The sequence below is a fragment of the Phyllobacterium pellucidum genome (genome assembly GCF_013327855.1).
Classification (GTDB): Bacteria; Pseudomonadota; Alphaproteobacteria; order Rhizobiales; family Rhizobiaceae; genus Phyllobacterium; species Phyllobacterium pellucidum.
Window position 1 is genome coordinate 75,591 of the sequence record NZ_JABUMX010000007.1, and the last position, 16,886, is coordinate 92,476.

The window sequence follows — 16,886 nt, forward strand, 5'->3', positions numbered from 1 at the left end:
AAGAACAATCAGTTTTGTTAGACTTCATGAAAGCACAGGAATTACTGCTGGCCTCTGAACTCACGTCGGGTTTTCCGAAGATCCGAACGATCCTCGCAGACAGATTTGCGGGCACAAAAATCATGATCGTTCCGACGGCGGCATACGGCGAAGGATGGAAGCCGGACTATGAGAGCCACTATCGCCCCTTTGAAGAAATGGGCTTCGAGGTCATTGACTACGACCTCGTCGGCAAGACCCCGGACGAGGTGAAGGCTGCACTGAATACGGTCAGCGCAGTCTACATGAGCGGAGGCAACACATTCTATCTTCTGCATCATATGCGCAAAAGCGGCTTCTTTGACCATGTGCGGGTGCGTATTAGCGAAGGACTGGTCTATATCGGCTCCAGCGCCGGCTCGATCGTTGCGACACCGGAAATCAGTTATGCCGACGCGCTGGATGACCGCTCAAAGGCGGAGGAAACCAACGATATCGGCCTCAATCTGGTCAACTTTTCGATCCTGCCGCATATGGATCATGCCAGCTTCAGCGCCTTGGTTCAGAAGACCTACAAAGCCTTCGAAGGCAACGGCACAATGTGTCTCGGTCTTAACGACGATCAGGTCATTCACGTTGTGGGCGACTCATTCAAGGTTATCTGACCCAAGTTCAGCGCCCGCGCTTAAGCGAGCCTTGGAGGCTGGGGTTGAACTCGGACGGTCGGTTCCACAAGGAGGGCCACCGCCGCTACCGCAGTGCAGGTGGCAACCTGGCGCTGCGCTCGAATGTCCCTCGGAAAATTAAGTCAGATCTAAACTAGTCTGCTGCGGAACAAGAGCCCGACCCACCTGTTAAGCAACTACAACAGGAGAGGTGAAATGATGCAATCCAAGATACTGGAAGACCTTTATTACGACGGATTAAAAGAAATTTACTACGCTGAGCGGAAAATCCTCCAAGCGCTGCCAACAATGTCAGCTGCTGCAAAATCCCAGGAACTTAGCGCCGCGTTTCAAAAGCACTACGATCAAACGCAGGTTCACGTTGATCGTCTTGATCAAGTTTTTGAATTATCCGGCAAACCCGCAAAAGGTAAAACCTGCCCTGCGATTGACGCGCTTATCGAAGAAGGCAATCAGATTATCGCCGAATACAAGGACAGTTCTGCACTGGACCTGGGACTCGCTGCCGGAGCTCAAGCAGTCGAGCATCATGAAATGGCCCGATACGGTGCATTGAAAAAACTCGCAATGCTGCTGGGTCTAACCGATGCGGCCGATTTACTTGACGCCACGTTGCAGGAGGAAATCCAGACCGATGCCGATCTGGATGCTCTCTCCGACACCTTGGGATCGGCAAAAACAAAGAAGTCATCAAAGTAAAATCCGCAAAATACTTTGCCGATTAAGCAGGCCAATCCAAGGAACACACATGTCCAAGACCAACAAATCCAATCCCAAAAACGAAGCCACGATCCACGATCAAAAGTTGCGGCGGGGCGCGGGCGGCGAACTCCATCAGGACGCCGCCGGTGATACGCCCATACTGACCACAGCCCAGGGGGGACCCATCTTAGACGATCAAAACTCGTTGAAGATTGGGGATCGCGGGCCCACCTTGCTGGAAGACTTCCATTTCCGCGAAAAGATCTTTCACTTCGATCACGAACGCATCCCCGAACGCGTCGTGCACGCTCGCGGATATGGGGCCCACGGGTATTTCGAGACATACGACACATTGTCTTTGGCGGAATATTCCCGGGCCGACATCTTTCAACGTCCGGGGGAAAAAACACCGGCGTTTGTTCGATTTTCAACAGTCGCGGGGAACAAGGGATCATTCGACCTTGCACGCGATGTGCGCGGGTTCGCAGTTAAACTCTATACGCAAGAGGGCAACTGGGATTTGGTCGGAAACAATATTCCGGTGTTCTTCATTCAGGATGCTATCCGGTTTCCCGACATGGTTCATGCGGTCAAGCAAGAACCGGACAGGGGTTTTCCGCAGGCCCAGTCGGCCCACGACAACTTTTGGGATTTCATCAGCCTGACGCCGGAAAGCATGCACATGATCATGTGGGTGATGTCGGATCGGGCCATCCCGCGTTCCTTCCGTTTCATGGAAGGCTTCGGTGTTCATACCTTCCGCCTGGTGAACACCAATGATGAATCGACATTCGTAAAGTTCCACTGGAAGCCAAAGCTTGGCTTGCAGTCGGTGGCATGGAATGAGGCGGTCAAGATCAATGGTGCCGATCCCGATTTCCATCGGCGCGATTTGTGGGACGCCATCCAGTCCGGCGCCTTTCCGGAATGGGAACTTCAGGTCCAGCTTTTTGACCAGGATTTTGCCGATGCTTTCGATTTCGACATTTTGGATGCGACAAAGATAATACCTGAAGAAATTCTGCCGCCGATACCCGTTGGCCGTCTCGTGCTCGATAGAATGCCTGACAACTTCTTTGCCGAGACCGAACAAGTTGCGTTCATGACGCAGAACGTTCCCCCAGGGATCGATTTTTCCAATGATCCATTGCTGCAGGGTCGGAATTTCTCCTATCTCGATACGCAGATAAAGCGTCTTGGCGGACCAAATTTCACGCATATTCCAATCAATGCGCCCAAATGCCCGTTCAATAATTTCCAGCAGGACGGTCACATGGCCATGCGAAATCCGACGGGCCGCGTCAATTACCAACCGAACTCCTGGGGAGTAGGTCCGCGCGAGTCGCCCGAGCGAGGCTTCCGGTCATTTGCCGATGGAGAATCCGGTCAGAAGATCAGGCTGAGGGCCGAGTCCTTTGCAGATCACTATAGCCAGGCGCGACAGTTTTTCATCAGCCAGACCCTGCCCGAGCAAAAACATATCGCCGCCGCGCTGACGTTTGAACTCAGCAAGGTCAAAACCCCGGTAATCCGCGAACGTGTTGTCTCGCATCTTCTCAATATCGACGATTCGTTGGCAAGCAAAGTTGCCCAAGGGCTTGGACTTGAAACCATGCCCCAGGCCGCGGACGCCGCCATTCCCACCAGGCAGGATCTCGACCCCTCCCCGGCGCTAAGCATCGTGGAACGAGGTCCGAGGCGGTTCGAGGGACGAAAGCTCGGCATTCTGTTGACGGACGGATTCGATGCGGCCGTCGTCAAGGAACTGCAAGATGCCATTGTCGCCGAAAAAGCGGTGTTTGAAATTATTACCCCCGTCGTTGGGGGAGTTCGCGGCAGCGATGGTACGCTGATAAAAGGTGACCAGATGATCGATGGCGGGCCATCGGTGTTATATGACGCAGTGGCCATATTGCCCTCCCCTGAAGGTGCGGCCGCTCTTGTCAAAGAATCCACGGCCAGGGATTTCGTCGCCGACGCTTTCGCACACTGCAAATTCATCGGTCACAACGACGCTGCCCTGCCTTTATTCGAGAAGGCAGGTATTGCCGGCGACCTTGATGAAGGGGTGATCCTTTTATCCGATGGCAAGGATGTCGCGACCTTCACTGCGGCATTGGGTAAGCTACGCCTTTGGTCACGCGAGCCAAATGTCAAAATGAAATGATAGGCCCCTGACCGCGGCGCAGCTGAAGCGCCGCGGTCAGGCCAAGGACGCAAATCCTCCTTAACTGGCATTGCAATCGCGTGGTTCAGACCGGATCGGCTCCCATCACCAATCCTTCGATGTCGTGCTTTTGCGTCACTGGCACCAACTCATCGACCACACGGCAGACCAAATGCCTTTTCACCGAGTCCGGCAAACTTTCAAAGTAGCCCTTCGTCACCATGAGATCGTGCAGTTTCGCGTGGCCCGCTCCCGGGGCGTCCACGCCAAGGACCATCACTGGCCGCGCTATCGGAGAGGCGTGTTCCGTGCCACGGTGCACCGTTAGCGCCGAACGACAGGAGATATCGCCAAGCTGCGGGAACTTGCGCACTGCTTTTGTCTGAAACTCCGGCCATACGGTCTTTGCAGGAAACATCTCGTGTTTCCACTCGCGACCGTCGATATATTGTGTTCCGGGCGCAATTTCGAACGGGCCCATATCCTCGGTGACATCGACGCCTGTCAGATTAAACGCGAGAGATGTAATGCGCCGCTCGACATAGGTGTCCACAGGCGAGGGGAAGTCCCGATGCCATGGCTGGAATTTCGCGCCTTGAAATGGAACATCAAACCCGATCTCGACGATCTGATAATCCGGGCCAAGTACATTTTCGCACATCGCAGTGACCCAAGGATGCGTGACCAGATCAATGAATCCGCCGAACTCCTCTGGATGAATTTCGACATACCACCGCCGCGGACCACGTCCGACAGCTCCGCCCGGCCGCTGTATCGCAGACCAAAAGGCGGTCATCATGTCTTCGCGCATCTGTTCAGCCCATGCGCGGGGAAAGGCCGATTTCTTGCCGACAATTCCATCGGTCTTCAAGGTCGAGACATCGTGTTGAATGTTACCGTAACTGTCCATTGCCCCTCCATGCGCACAAAAACATGCGTATGCTCGTTTTGATTTATAACAATAAGCATCCCATAGGCCTGGCGGAACCACAACCTTTCACAATCGTTTCAGGGAGCACGCCAACCATCCCAAAACCAGTCTGGCCGTGCAGACGGAGCGCGTTGAGACATGGCCATGGAAGCACCTCCGCTCGATCGCAAGTTGATCGCCATCCTTGCTGCCGATGTAGAGGGCTATTCACGGCTCATGCACCAAGACGAGGAAGGCACCCTTGCGACATTGTCATCGCACCGGGCTATCATTGACGAGATTATTGCGGCGGGACGCGGCGGGATATCCGGTACGGCTGGCGACAGTGTACTTGCCGAGTTCGCCAGTATCGTCGACGCCGTCAACAGTGCAATTTCCATTCAACGGTCCTTGGCTGTAGCCAATAAGTCCCTTCCCCAACAGGCGCGAATGCTCTGGCGGATCGGGATCAATGTGGGCGACGTCATGGTCAAGGACGGCGGCATCTTTGGTGACGGTGTCAACGTCGCATGTCGCCTTGAGGCACAGGCGGAACCCGGCGGTATTTGCGTCACGCGCGGTGTGCGCGATCATCTGCGCGACAGGGTGGACTACCAGTTCGAGGATCTTGGGGAACACGCCGTAAAGAATATCGCGCGCCCGGTTCGGATTTTTCGTGTCTGCTTCGATCCCGAGGCAAGCTCTGATCTTCTCGATGTTCGCGCCACGCCTTCCAGGGGAAGCATTGAACTATCCGACGACAGCAACGCGATCAAGGGCACGTCGAACCAAGTGGAACTGACGTTTTGGCAGTCGATACAGGAGACTAAGGATCCGTCGGAATACGAGGCTTACCTTGAACGGTTTCCCGACGGCGAATTTGTGGCGCTCGCCCGCGCCCGCCTGGCAAAAGCTGAGGAACCAGAGGCTGTCCCCGCTGCGGACCGGGCGGTGGAACTCGAGTTTTGGAACTCGATAAAACAGAGCAACTCCCCGGCCGCGTTCGAAGCCTACCTTCAAAAATATCCGGAAGGTGAGTTCAAAAGTCTGGCTGCAATTCGCCTGAGGGAAATTTCGGAGACTGATTAATACTGTGGGAATGGCCGACGCGCCGGGTGGACAGTTGCGTCGCTTGATTGCATCTCCCATCGAAGCCGGGATCGCGCCGAGGATTCGGGCCAGAGGCCACCGGGATGACGAAGGGTGCAAAGCTGCAGGGCGAAAACGGAGCTGGTTGTGATCCAGGCCGCCAACCCCTCGACACAAAAAAGATCGACGCAGCTATCAAACTCATCGAAGCTAAAACATCTCCGTCAGAAGCCCGCAAAACAGCTCGGCCTCGGTCGATCTGTCTGTCGGGAACTACCCCGTCTGGGCATTCTGCGCACTGCGTGATACTTGCATTGCATTCAGCTCGGACATTCCGTGCACACTTAATTATTGTTCAAAAATCCAACCATCAGCAGGTCACGATGGAACAGCAAAATTCATACCGAGCCCTCACTACAATTCCCGGTCTGACGCCTCTCATTGTCGCTGCCACCCTCTCGCGTCTGGCCGGACGCATGTTCATTCTCACGCTGGTGCTGTTCGTGCTGGCGCGGTTCTCGTCACCGGCGTTGGCCGGCTGGCTGACCTTCGCGGCAATCGTGCCTGGCCTGCTGGTTAGTCCGATCGCAGGCGTTCTGCTTGATCGCGTCGGACCGACCATAGCCGTCAGGATCGACATGATTGCCAGCGCCATATTCATTGCCGCAATCAGTATCGTGAGCTGGCTCGACTCGACGACGCCACCGGTCCTGTTCTTTCTGGTTATATTGTTTTCCCTCGCCGGTCCGCTCGGCGCGGCCGGCACCCGCACTCTGTTGCCTCGATTGGTTCCGTCTCACGCACTCGATCGAGCAAATGCGCTGGATACGGCAGTCTATGCCGTCGTTGATGTCGTCGGGCCAGCAATGGCTGGCATTATTGTCGCGTGGCTTGGTCCTGAAAGTGCGATGTCTATGATCGCCCTCTTCTATGCAGGCGCGGCAATATGTATGTCTCTCGTGCCGTTCCTTCCAGGTCTGGCGTCAAGGCAGGCTTCGTTTCTGCAACAGACGTGGGAAGGTATCCAGATAGTCGCCAGACAATCAACGCTGCGCGGCCTTGCCATCTCCTATTCGATGTACCAGATCACTTGGGGCGTTCTCTATGTCGTCGTTCCGGTTTTTGTCGCCAACCATTACGACACCTCCATTGGGAGTTCGGTGACAGGTTTCCTATGGGCTGCGATGGGCATTGCCGGCGGGATTGGTGCGCTGTTAGCCGGGCACCTGCGAACAACCGGTCGCGAGCGTTACATTATGGCTATCGGAATGGTAATTACGGCCTTGGCGGCATGGCCCGTGGCAGCTGAGTTTGGGTTTGGCGGGCTGGCGATCGGCCTTATGCTTGCCGGCATCATGTCCGGTCCGATCGATGTTGCTCTGCTGACGCTTCGCCAGCGTCGAACCGATCCGCAACAACTCGGTCGCGTCATGTCGATTTCGATGAGCCTGAATCTGGCCGGTTTCCCTCTCGGTTCGGCCTTGGCCGGCATGGTGATCACGTCATCGCTGTCGACGACATTCGTTCTGGCGGGCATCGCCTCGGTCGTCGCGGCCATTGCGACGATATCGATCCCTTCGGACACCGAGGCTATAGCCTAGTCAAGCGTTGTTCAGCGGGAAACCAACGCGATACCTCTGATGTTCTCAGCGACGGCACAGAGGAAGAGCCGTCGAGACAAACTGGCGAGCGACGCACTTGCTGAACGGCAGGAACGTTCGTTGCCGAGCAGGGCAGTGCTCATCGTTCGAAGCGGTGTATTGGTGGTCACACGTGAAGAGGGTCGTCGGGCAGGCGGGCGCAATCGGAGAAGCATTTGTTCGAAAACAGCACCGAGATTGCTGGCATCCACGCCATGCCTGGTCTCGTCAAAAAAATCAGGCTTCTGTTTGAGCTCTCTCATCTCGAGAGGAATTGACCATCCGGCTCAGCTAAACGGACTGCAGTGTCATCAACGTCACGCATACTCCCTATGGGCTAATGTTCAAACGGCACTTGTGCGGTTAGTGTGACCTTGGCCCAATGCCCTAGATCGAATTGTTGATTTCGCCTGAACCGAAGCGTCGGACCACACCGGTCCAACATCGATGCCGCATTCGCAAACAATCACAAGATAAGCACTGTCCTGTTATCCGGCCATGCCGTGCACGCTGCAAGACTCTTGAGAAGCATGCCATTCGCAGCGGCACATGACATTTGATGAAGACGAGTTGGCTACCCAGATCCGGGTGGTGAGCCATTATCCTGGGAAACGCGGCGTGGTTCGAACGAGCCCGGCGTATCTTTTCAATGGATAGCTTTGTTGAATGGATGGTCGGACTTTCGTGAAGGAAAGTTCGCCATGCCTCCAAAGAAACCGATTTCAACGACGGTGAGTTCCGCTCCGTCAAAGTTGGTGCGTGGAACACAAGCAGCGCCGTCCTCGCAACAAGCCTCCGATCTTGTTACGGGAGCCATCGGCCCCATCGTCGACCGAATTCCTGATCACCCCATCTTCATTCCGGATCCCAACGAGAATTTCTTCGATATCAATCGCCGGGGTGATGCGGTGGTGCGGCCGCGTGACATGCTGGTATTGCGCCTCGAATTTATCAACCTTACCGTATCAGGCGGGGCAAAGCCGCGGCTGAAGAAGTCAGCCGCCGGCTCTGCGAGCCTGATCGTACATTTCCCGCCGCAGACCATTACCGAGGAGACTTTTTTCGAAACGCCTCCCACTGCCACGCACAACCCGGACCCTCCCCGCCCCGGCACTCCGCCAAAACCCGAGCCTGGCGGGGCGGAAGCACTCACGGGACCACCGGTCCGTGCACGAATTGCCGGCGAATCGAGGCTCGCGTTCAAAGTTCCGGACGGCTTCGACATTCCCTATACGCTGGAGGATGTCCTTGCCGCCTGCGAAACGCTCGAACTTTCCGTTCCCGCCAATGCACGGCCGCCCGCAGCGCCTCGCCCTCCGATTGTCTTTACCGATATATTCGCTTCCAATTTCGGCAAGCTGAGTGCGCGTCAACGAGCATCCCTGACAAGTTTTGCGGCGCGAAGCCTGCGCATCGCCGCTGTCCAGGGCAATGCCAGCGCGTTTGAACTGCGCCAGGCTACGGGTGGTCCCGGATTGAAGGCGCTGAAACCCGGCAGGCTCGGCGCATCCGATCTTGTCCAGATCGGACCTGTCATCGACGCCGGCACTTTCCCGACGTTGCGGGGTCCGCGCCCGGCCCTGCCTGGCCTGAACCAGACCGCAATCGAAATGCCATGGCGGCTGATCCTCAGTCCGCACGGCGCGGAACGCTGGCGCCATGCAGCGCTTCCCATTTATTCGGAGCAGACCGGGCGGACCGAATTGTGGCATTCGCGTCTGGTCGCACCATCCCAAACCGGACCGACGATCGAGCCCCCAAATGCTGACTCGCAACGGACCGTGAGAGCCGTGTGGGCGCTCACCGGCGAGGGATCGCCCAAGCCGATGCAATCGGACTATCCCGCGGGCAACTTGCCCAATCCCAACAACAGCCCGTTCCGTATGCCCATGGACGATTTCGATCGCTTTCAGATCGTCCATCTCTCGTCGAATTTCTCGAAATCGAACTACGCACCTTTGCCGGTCAATGCCAACCTCATGATGCTCTCTGCCCTTGGTGGCTGGCTGGATTCAAGGGGCGGCTGGGATCCCGTTGGCCTGTCGGTGGAGGAATGGGCTCATCGCGCCACCATGGGGCGGGATCACTATGTGCGTGTCGTCTACAAGGGTTTCCTCTTCCCATTCGGTCATCGCGTCTCCCTCATCAAGGTTAGCGAGCGCAAATTCCACAATGGCAAGGGATCGGACCAGGCCATGCCGGGCAATACGGCATATCTGCGCCAGCGGCTGTTCATCATAGTGCGTGAGCGCGAACGCACATTCGTGGATCCGGACCTTACCAACAAAGACGAGACCATCGCGCTGCACCGGCAAATGCCGTTTTCGAGTGTTCGAATTCTGACCGCCGTCACGCCAAGCCTCGACAGGCCGGATCAGGCGCCGGGCTCCATCGTCGGCAATCAGACCATGTTCTGGCCCTGCGTCGGCGGGCAACCCTTCAAGTTCCAGATGTCGGCCACCGACATCGACGGGCGCACGGTACAATTCGAACTCCCGATGATCTTCATCGATTTTTCTTTGGCAAGCCCGGTGAAGGACGGCTCAGCCCCGGTTCTGAAACCCAATTTCGATCTTGCCGAAACCAATGCCGATAAGGCCCGCGGCGCCTGGAACGATCCTTCTCATTCAGGTTGGAAGACTGCCCCGCTCAAGCGCCAACGCGTAGCGCTGGCACCAAGCGTCAAAGCCGGCGACACTTCGGTCGAGGCGGAATCGATAACGTTTGACGGTTTTGTCGAGAAACAGAACCTCAAGCTCCGCGCCTACAGCGAGAACCTTTCCAAACCCATCTTTTACCCCATGGTCCAACAAGCCGGCGTTCGCATCGCCGCCCTTGCGCAGTTAACCGGCAGTTCCGCATCGAACACGGTCAAATGGAACGCACGCTATCTGAGCGCCGGCTTTACCAACAATCAGGGCGAAGTCTTTGTCGACGTCGTCAGCGAGCCCGGCATGGCTCAGCTTAATTTTTCGACCCAGGGAGACAGGTCGGGAGGCTTTGTCCAGCCGAATCTCACGCCGAGCGCGCTCTCGCGTCTGACCGGTCCTGTAACCGGCAACGTATCCGATTTCATGGATGGGAAAATGACCGGCAGCAATGCGTTTCCGGCCACCCTGTCTGATCTTCCCTTGCCGCTGCTGTTTGGCTGCATTCCGCTCGGCGATGTCATCCAGGCAGTCACCAACCTTGGCGACAAGCCCGAACAGGTCCCGAAATTTGCCAGCGAAGCCAGCACCAAGGTCGAAAGCTTCATCAACGGGCTCGTGCGTCTCTTCGAATTTGTCACGCATCTGGCTGACAGTCCGGGTAGCATCGCCGACGCGGCCCTCGAGGTTGTCCGCGGAACTTTGGACGACCTCATTGAGCAGGCCGAAGCCTATCAAGCCGCGCTCGTTGCCAATGCCAAGGCGCGTGTAAATGATTTGAAGAATGCGGTCCTTGCGGTAAAATCGGAAATCGCTCCGCTGCTGGCGGTAACGAGCGTCGACCTCGCCCTGCCGCTGGGCGGACTTGCCGGCGCTCTCACCAATGTCAACAACGCCGCTGACCAGTTGCTGGCGGCCGCCGATGCGCAGGTCGGGGGTGTATCCCTTCCAGCAGGCTTCCGGCAGTCGTTGAAGCTGATCGCCAACCAGACCAAAGCACTCGCGAACGACGTGGCGACGATCACCACCCTTATCACGCAAGGGAAAGAGCTTTATCTGGCGCTCGAGGCGATTGTCGGCCATCCGGAAAACCTGCCGCAATTGCTGGGCGATCCCGCCACGCTAGGCGGTCTGATGACGGCGGTGCAGGCTAAGATCACCCCCTTGCACGATACCGTCAAAGCGTCGCGACTGCTCGACGGCGCGCCAAAACAGGCAATTCTTTCGGCCATCGAACTCGTCGTCGAGATCCTCAACGCGGCAGGCGACCTTTTAAAACTCCTCGAAATGCTGACCGGCGATGAACTGACGATCCGCTTCGACTGGAACCCGCCGATCGACAACTGGGCCCTCCCGGGTGTCGACAAAGCGAAGAACCCGATGTTCCGCGCCAATGACAAACGCGGCTTCCTCGTCGCCGTGGAAGCCAAGGTCAAGAAGAACGGCAGCAGCGCGCCGAAGATCAACGTCGTCTGCAGCCTGAAGCATTTCGACCTGGTCTTGATCGCACCGGCAAGTTTCATCGAACTCAATTTCGAGAAGATCGAGTTCCGCGTCGACAGTGCCGCGAAGATGGACGTCGACGTAATGCTCAACGACATCAAATTTGTCGGGCCGCTGAGTTTCGTCGAGACCTTGCGCGATCTCATACCGCTCGATGGCTTCTCCGATCCGCCCTATCTCGACATCACCCCTCAGGGCATAGATGCCGGCTTTTCGCTTACCTTGCCGACAATTGCCATCGGACTGTTCAACCTCAGCAATCTGAGCCTTGGCGCCGGCTTTACCGTGCCGTTCATCGGACAGCCGCTGTCCGTCCGCTTTAATTTCTGCACCCGCGAACAGCCGTTCAACCTGACTGTTTCGCTTTTCGGCGGCGGCGGATTTTTTGGCATTACGCTGGACCCGCACGGCATACAGATCCTCGAGGCGTCTTTTGAATTCGGTGCGAGCATCTCCATCGATCTCGGCGTCGCTTCAGGCGGGGTCCATGTCATGGCGGGCATCTACTTCCGCATGGAGAAAGATGCTTGTTCGTTGACCGGCTATTTCCGCCTCGGCGGTTATGTGAGCGTACTTGGGCTGATTTCCTGTTCGCTCGAACTCTATCTCGAACTTCGCTACGAATTCGAGAGTGGGAAATGCGTCGGCAAGGCGCAGCTGACAATCGAAATTGAAATATTCATGTTCTCGACAAGCGTCACCGTAACCTGCGAACGAAAATTTGCCGGAGCTAACGGCGATCCGACATTCCGCGATCTCATGGGGGTCAACGCGGCGCTGCCGATCGCCGAGGAGCTCGAACTGATCGACACCGATACCGATTACGCATGGCGTGAATATGTAGAGGCGTTCGCCTAAGGGAGGGGAGCATGGCAAGACAAACCATTCTTTGGACGGTACTGCCCAATGGGCGCGTGGAAGACGGCGAATTTGCCGGCCAATTGCGCGTGTCCCTGGTCGCGTCTCCCCGCCTGACGCCCGAGGCGTCTGACGAGCAGGTGTTGAAGGCGTTTCCGGAATGGCGAAACTGGCCAAAAACGCTCGATAACGTGAAGTTTTCCTTGCAGGTTGGCCCCGACGAGCTTGAGCTTCGACGTATAAGCGACCCCGATGCCGATCTCTGGGCCAAGCTGTTTTCAGCCCAAACCCCCGTCAGCGGCTACGTTTTCAAGGACATGAGCAAGGTCAATCTCCGCTCGTTCCCCATGCGCAATGTTCTCGGCACGTTGCGCAAGCACTATAAGAACCTCGCGATTCAATCGACAGGGACGCCGCCAACCCTCCTGCCCTGGTCGCAAGCCCATCCAGGCCTGAAGGACATGCTGGGCGAACTCGGCACCCGCACGGAAAAAATCAACCTCGGCGACCGGCAAATCGAATACCTCGTGCCGGGCTTCAACCGCTTTTTCGACGATGAAGGCCGCGAGGGCACTGAGAACCGTTTGCGCAATACCGTCTTCGGCACAAAGAGTATTTACCGCGGACAGGTCGTTGGTGTGGATGTCGATGAGCAGGGAAACCCCAGGTCCAGCGGGCAGTTTCCGGTCCGCGCCTTGCCTCCGGACTGGCACGATCCTGCCGGGGGTGGCGCCGATTCAAGCATTATGGGGCAATTCTCCTCCGCGGCAGAATATGCTTTCTACCAAGCGGATCGCTTCTACCGCCGCGAGCGTCTGACACAAGCAAAGCTCGACAAGCTTGACGCGCAAAAGCAATTGCGTCGCCCCAAGCTTGTCGACGTCCCTGCCCCGCCCAAAGCGCCCGATTTCGATTTCCATCGGATCGTCGCCTCCTACAGCGATTATCCGCGGCTCCTGTGGCGCCTTGGCCTTGTGATCGATTGCGTGGTCCAGCCGAATTCGCCCATTGATCTCGCGCTCAATGCTGCCCCGCAGGTGCAAGGGCGAATGTCACTCAACCTTTCATGGGGAAGCGCCCACGATCCAGCCGATGATTCCTGTCCGCAGACCGCGTGGATAGCCGACAAGTACCGGTTTGTGACGCGTCCAAGGACGCAGGATCACGAGCGGGGCTTACTGAAACTGCAGTATGCCGACGATAAATGGAACAATGACAAGCGCACCCTGTTCGACGTCTATCAGGTCGACCCGGATGGTGCAGCCCTGAAGACGGTGGATTTTGTCATTACCGCACAGAACCTTGTGGGAAAGAGCCTGGCAATCGGCGCCGACGGTGCAGTCACCTATACGACTGGCGACAAGCAGGCGGTCGCCGCCCTTCGCACGGGCGGACTTGGCATATCCCGCCATGGCAAGGCGCTCACGATTGCCCAGAGTGCTGCATCTGCGGCGCTGAAGGACGCAGCGGTAAAGTCCGGCGCAGGAAAGAAGGTTGTTCTGTTCACTGAAGACCTGTTGCGGGGATATAGAGTCGACGTTCAGCCCGTAATTAGCGGCTCGCCTGAGAAGTGGCATACCCTTTGCGGCCGGCATGGCACTTACAAGCTCATTGCCACGAACGAAGACCTCCCCCTCGAAGACGATGAAGGCTATGTGAAGGGGGCGTCGACGACAAGTTCGGCCAGTGAGGATGCCGACCCGGATGATCATTATCTGCACGAATCGATGTTTCGCTGGACGGGATGGAGCCTGGTAACGCAGCGCCCCGGAAAAACGCTGCGCGCGAGCAGCGATCCCACCTCGGGCGTTCAAAGTGAAACCCCAGAGACGGTTGCAGATGAGGCAACAAGCGGTGGCAATGGCGTATCGGCAACCTTCGTCGCGGCCAAAGGCAGCTTGCCGCGCCTGAGATTCGGCACGCAATACCGCTTCCGGGCCCGGTTGGTGGATCTGGCCGGCAACAGCCTCGGCGTGGACGACAGGTCGCTTGAAGACGACAAGCAGGTCAGCGAACCCGTAGGCTATTTGCGCTTTGAGCCCGTGGACCCTCCCGTACTTGTTCATCGCGCACGCGTGAGTGAGGGCGAGTCGCTCGAGCGGATGGTGATAAGAAGCAACTTCGACGTCGACCCCGAAGGCTATCTGAAGAAGAAGCCGTTCAAGGATGCGATCAAGCTGCCGGCTTCGCAGGATTTCGATTACACGGCCAGCAACGAGCGGCATGTGGTGCCACCGAAATCCTCGCAACTGCAATGCGAGCAGCACGGACTGTTCGACTTCTACTTTGCCGATCCCGCCTCGATCAAGACAGCCTACGCGATTGCAAGCCGCGAGGCTGGAACGTTGAACGATCCAACGGCAACATCGACGCCCGAACTCATCACCCCTGCGGCCATAGCAGGAACTGCCACACGCACGATATTGCCGCTGCGATTGCCCTCCCCGGACAACCCAACCGGCGATCGCCTCGCCGCCGGCCAATACGTGATTCATCGCGACGCTCAGGTTTCCACGCCCTATCTTCCGGATGGGGCATCCGGAGGCTTCGCATTGCGGGCCATGCAAGGCCATTCGATCCCCGGCGTGACCGTGCCCGTCGTCCTCGGGCCGAGCGCTGCGGTGGTGCGCGCCCCGAACCAGGAAGTCGTTCTGGTTGTCGCCCATGGCAAGGAATGGCCGGACTCAACCGGGTTCAGGATCGTCCTTCAGGAGCGTGGTGCATCGCTCCTTGATCCACCTTGTGACGAAACATTCAACGACGATGGGACGCCTGCCTGGGATGAGGACAAACGTGTCCTGACACTATTCATCGCCAAGGGACGTATTGCACGCCTTCGCTATGCCAGCTTCACACATAAAAAATTCAGGGACTCCTTTGGTTTGCCGGGATGGATCGACACCGCCGGCGAGCGGGACTTTCTGCGCGGCATGGCCGAACTCGGCTGCGCGTGGATGATGACGCCCTATCGCGAACTCACGCTCGTCCATGCCACCCAGCAACCGGTATGCGCGCCCGAAATGATCAAGCTCGTCGCCGGCCGCAGTATGAACGACCAGTTTGCCATCTTGCGAGCGCAGGTGCGGCTGCATGGACCCAGCACCGGAAAATTCGAAGTCGAAGCGCATTGGAAGGAGTGGATCGACGATCTGGAAAAGCCGGGACCGGAACTTGTCGATTCCCATGGGGCGCTTGGCGAAATTTTGCTTGCCGAGAACCACGTAAACACATTCGATCTTAACGGCGCGGTGAACGCCCAGCAATATGACGCCGCGCGCCCGCGCGCCCGGGGCGACAGGCACGAATTCGGCGACACAAAATTCCGGCTGGTCGAGTATAAGGTGTGCGCTACGACGCGTTTTCGCGAGTATCTTCCGCCATCAATCTATGAACAGAAAGATCAGGTTACGCGCCTTGGGCCTATTGCCGAAGGCCAGCAATTCCAGCTTGGCTCTGATGATGATCCGGGCGCTCCCTTCCTTGTCCAGCCTGGCGCCGCGCCGCTCACCATCGTCAAATCGAGCGCGGCACCCGACGAACCGCGCATCGTCTACGTCATGCCCACGTTCCGCTGGGAAGAAACCGCGGACAATTCATCTCTCGATACAGTACGGCTTGGCAACGGCCTGCGCGTATGGCTTGAGCGCCCCTGGTTCTCCTCGGGAAACGGCGAACTGCTCGGCGTCGTGATCCTGCAGGACAATGCGCGCTTTACCGATATTCCGGTGCCTGTCGTTCCGCTGGTAACGCAGTGGGGTCTCGATCCCTTGTGGGATACGTCGCTGCCGAAAAACGCGATTCGGATCACCGATTTCCCCTCGCGGGTTATCAATGAAGCCGTACCATTGCTTGAGCCGCAAGCGGCAGGGCAGCAGGCGCAGATCATCGGCCACCGGGTCCATTGGGATCAAGCCCGCTCCCTCTGGTATTGCGACATCGAGCTTAATCCAGGCAGCAGCTATATGCCGTTCGTGCGGCTCGCGCTGGTCCGCTATCAGCCCAACGCGCTTGCAGGCGCAAAGATTTCGAAGGTCGTGCTTGCTGATTTCTCGCAGGTCCTGCCGCGCCGCCGCTCATCGTTCCAACGCGACGGCGCCGTGGTCGCGGTCAAGCTACGGGGCACGGTACCAAGTCATGGTCCAATGAAATTCCCGACCGACTCGGAATATCAGGACATTTCCTTTATCCCCCTCCCCGGCCAAGCGGTCGAAACCGGAAGAAACAAGGTCGAGCTAGTACTGCAGACCCGCGACCCGGCGATCGATTCCGACCTCGCCTGGATCGATCAGAAGGTGCTGACCTCGGCCATATTGGCGCCTGTCGCTGGAATAGGGCCGATCGTTACGACGACCTTATTCGTTCAGCCGGCCGTAAGGGTAGAAGCACCCTCGGCCGTCGCCGACCGGTTGGGGCAGCGGATTAGCCTCGACCTGACGCACATCGCGAGCCCGATCGACGTCGTCCAGATCCCGCCCGATCTATTCGATCCCGTTATATGGAGCGCCAATGTGACCCTGCCAGATACCGCTGGCAAACCGGCTCGCCTCGCCATACGTGAATACGAACGCTATTACACGGACCGGACCATCGCCGAACAACGTGGCGGTGCGACGAGACGGCGCAAAGTGGTCGAGGAAAGGCTGGTCTACACGGTGTTCTTTGATCTCCAGTAGACGTCGAGCGTCGGGCCATACGCGGAGGAAG

At 57.5% G+C, this 16,886-nt stretch carries 8 protein-coding genes; 7 read left to right on the forward strand and 1 reads right to left on the reverse strand.

What is annotated here, in order from left to right; all coding sequences use genetic code 11:
* The first annotated feature begins 26 nt into the window (after window positions 1-26).
* The 3 genes from HQ945_RS20795 (at window position 27) to katE (ending at window position 3,534) form a co-directional block, all read left to right on the forward strand.
* Entirely contained in the window at window positions 27-644 is a 618-nt protein-coding gene (locus HQ945_RS20795; RefSeq protein ID WP_174208461.1) for a Type 1 glutamine amidotransferase-like domain-containing protein, read from the forward strand.
* 216 nt (window positions 645-860) lie between these two features.
* Complete coding sequence (locus HQ945_RS20800) at window positions 861-1,364, forward strand: YciE/YciF ferroxidase family protein (RefSeq protein WP_207719727.1); 504 nt, start codon at window positions 861-863, stop codon at window positions 1,362-1,364.
* Between the two features lie 49 nt (window positions 1,365-1,413).
* The gene (gene katE / locus HQ945_RS20805) at window positions 1,414-3,534 is read left to right on the forward strand and encodes a catalase (protein WP_174208462.1); all 2,121 of its coding nucleotides are present in this window, start codon (window positions 1,414-1,416) and stop codon (window positions 3,532-3,534) included.
* A gap of 85 nt (window positions 3,535-3,619) precedes the next feature.
* Here katE and HQ945_RS20810 read toward each other — a convergent pair whose 3' ends face one another.
* A complete protein-coding gene (locus HQ945_RS20810; RefSeq protein WP_246272753.1) occupies window positions 3,620-4,345 on the reverse strand; it encodes a phytanoyl-CoA dioxygenase family protein in 726 nt (241 codons plus the stop codon).
* A 291-nt stretch (window positions 4,346-4,636) separates the two neighbouring features.
* Between HQ945_RS20810 and HQ945_RS20815 the strand changes: the two genes are divergently transcribed.
* The 4 genes from HQ945_RS20815 (at window position 4,637) to HQ945_RS20830 (ending at window position 16,855) form a co-directional block, all read left to right on the forward strand.
* Window positions 4,637-5,533 (forward strand): adenylate/guanylate cyclase domain-containing protein, encoded by an 897-nt coding sequence (locus tag HQ945_RS20815; protein WP_246272754.1) that lies wholly within the window; start codon window positions 4,637-4,639, stop codon window positions 5,531-5,533.
* Window positions 5,534-5,916: 383 nt separating this feature from the next.
* Window positions 5,917-7,134 carry an MFS transporter gene (locus tag HQ945_RS20820; protein WP_113282157.1) on the forward strand — a complete coding sequence of 406 codons (1,218 nt, stop codon included), beginning with the start codon at window positions 5,917-5,919 and terminating at the stop codon, window positions 7,132-7,134.
* A 740-nt stretch (window positions 7,135-7,874) separates the two neighbouring features.
* On the forward strand, window positions 7,875-12,182 hold the full coding sequence (locus HQ945_RS20825; protein WP_207719728.1) for a hypothetical protein: 4,308 nt from the start codon (window positions 7,875-7,877) through the stop codon (window positions 12,180-12,182).
* Window positions 12,183-12,193: 11 nt separating this feature from the next.
* Window positions 12,194-16,855 (forward strand): hypothetical protein, encoded by a 4,662-nt coding sequence (locus HQ945_RS20830; RefSeq protein ID WP_174208465.1) that lies wholly within the window; start codon window positions 12,194-12,196, stop codon window positions 16,853-16,855.
* The last annotated feature ends 31 nt before the right edge of the window (window positions 16,856-16,886 follow it).

Excerpts from the sequence above, each read along its gene's own strand:
- HQ945_RS20800 (WP_207719727.1), top strand. The coding sequence starts at position 861 with ATGATGCAATCCAAGATACTGGAAGACCTTTATTACGACGGATTAAAA.
- HQ945_RS20825 (WP_207719728.1), top strand. The coding sequence starts at position 7,875 with ATGCCTCCAAAGAAACCGATTTCAACGACGGTGAGTTCCGCTCCGTCA.
- HQ945_RS20820 (WP_113282157.1), top strand. The coding sequence starts at position 5,917 with ATGGAACAGCAAAATTCATACCGAGCCCTCACTACAATTCCCGGTCTG.
- HQ945_RS20795 (WP_174208461.1), top strand. The coding sequence starts at position 27 with ATGAAAGCACAGGAATTACTGCTGGCCTCTGAACTCACGTCGGGTTTT.
- HQ945_RS20810 (WP_246272753.1), bottom strand. The coding sequence starts at position 4,345 with ATGCGCGAAGACATGATGACCGCCTTTTGGTCTGCGATACAGCGGCCG.
- HQ945_RS20830 (WP_174208465.1), top strand. The coding sequence starts at position 12,194 with ATGGCAAGACAAACCATTCTTTGGACGGTACTGCCCAATGGGCGCGTG.
- katE (WP_174208462.1), top strand. The coding sequence starts at position 1,414 with ATGTCCAAGACCAACAAATCCAATCCCAAAAACGAAGCCACGATCCAC.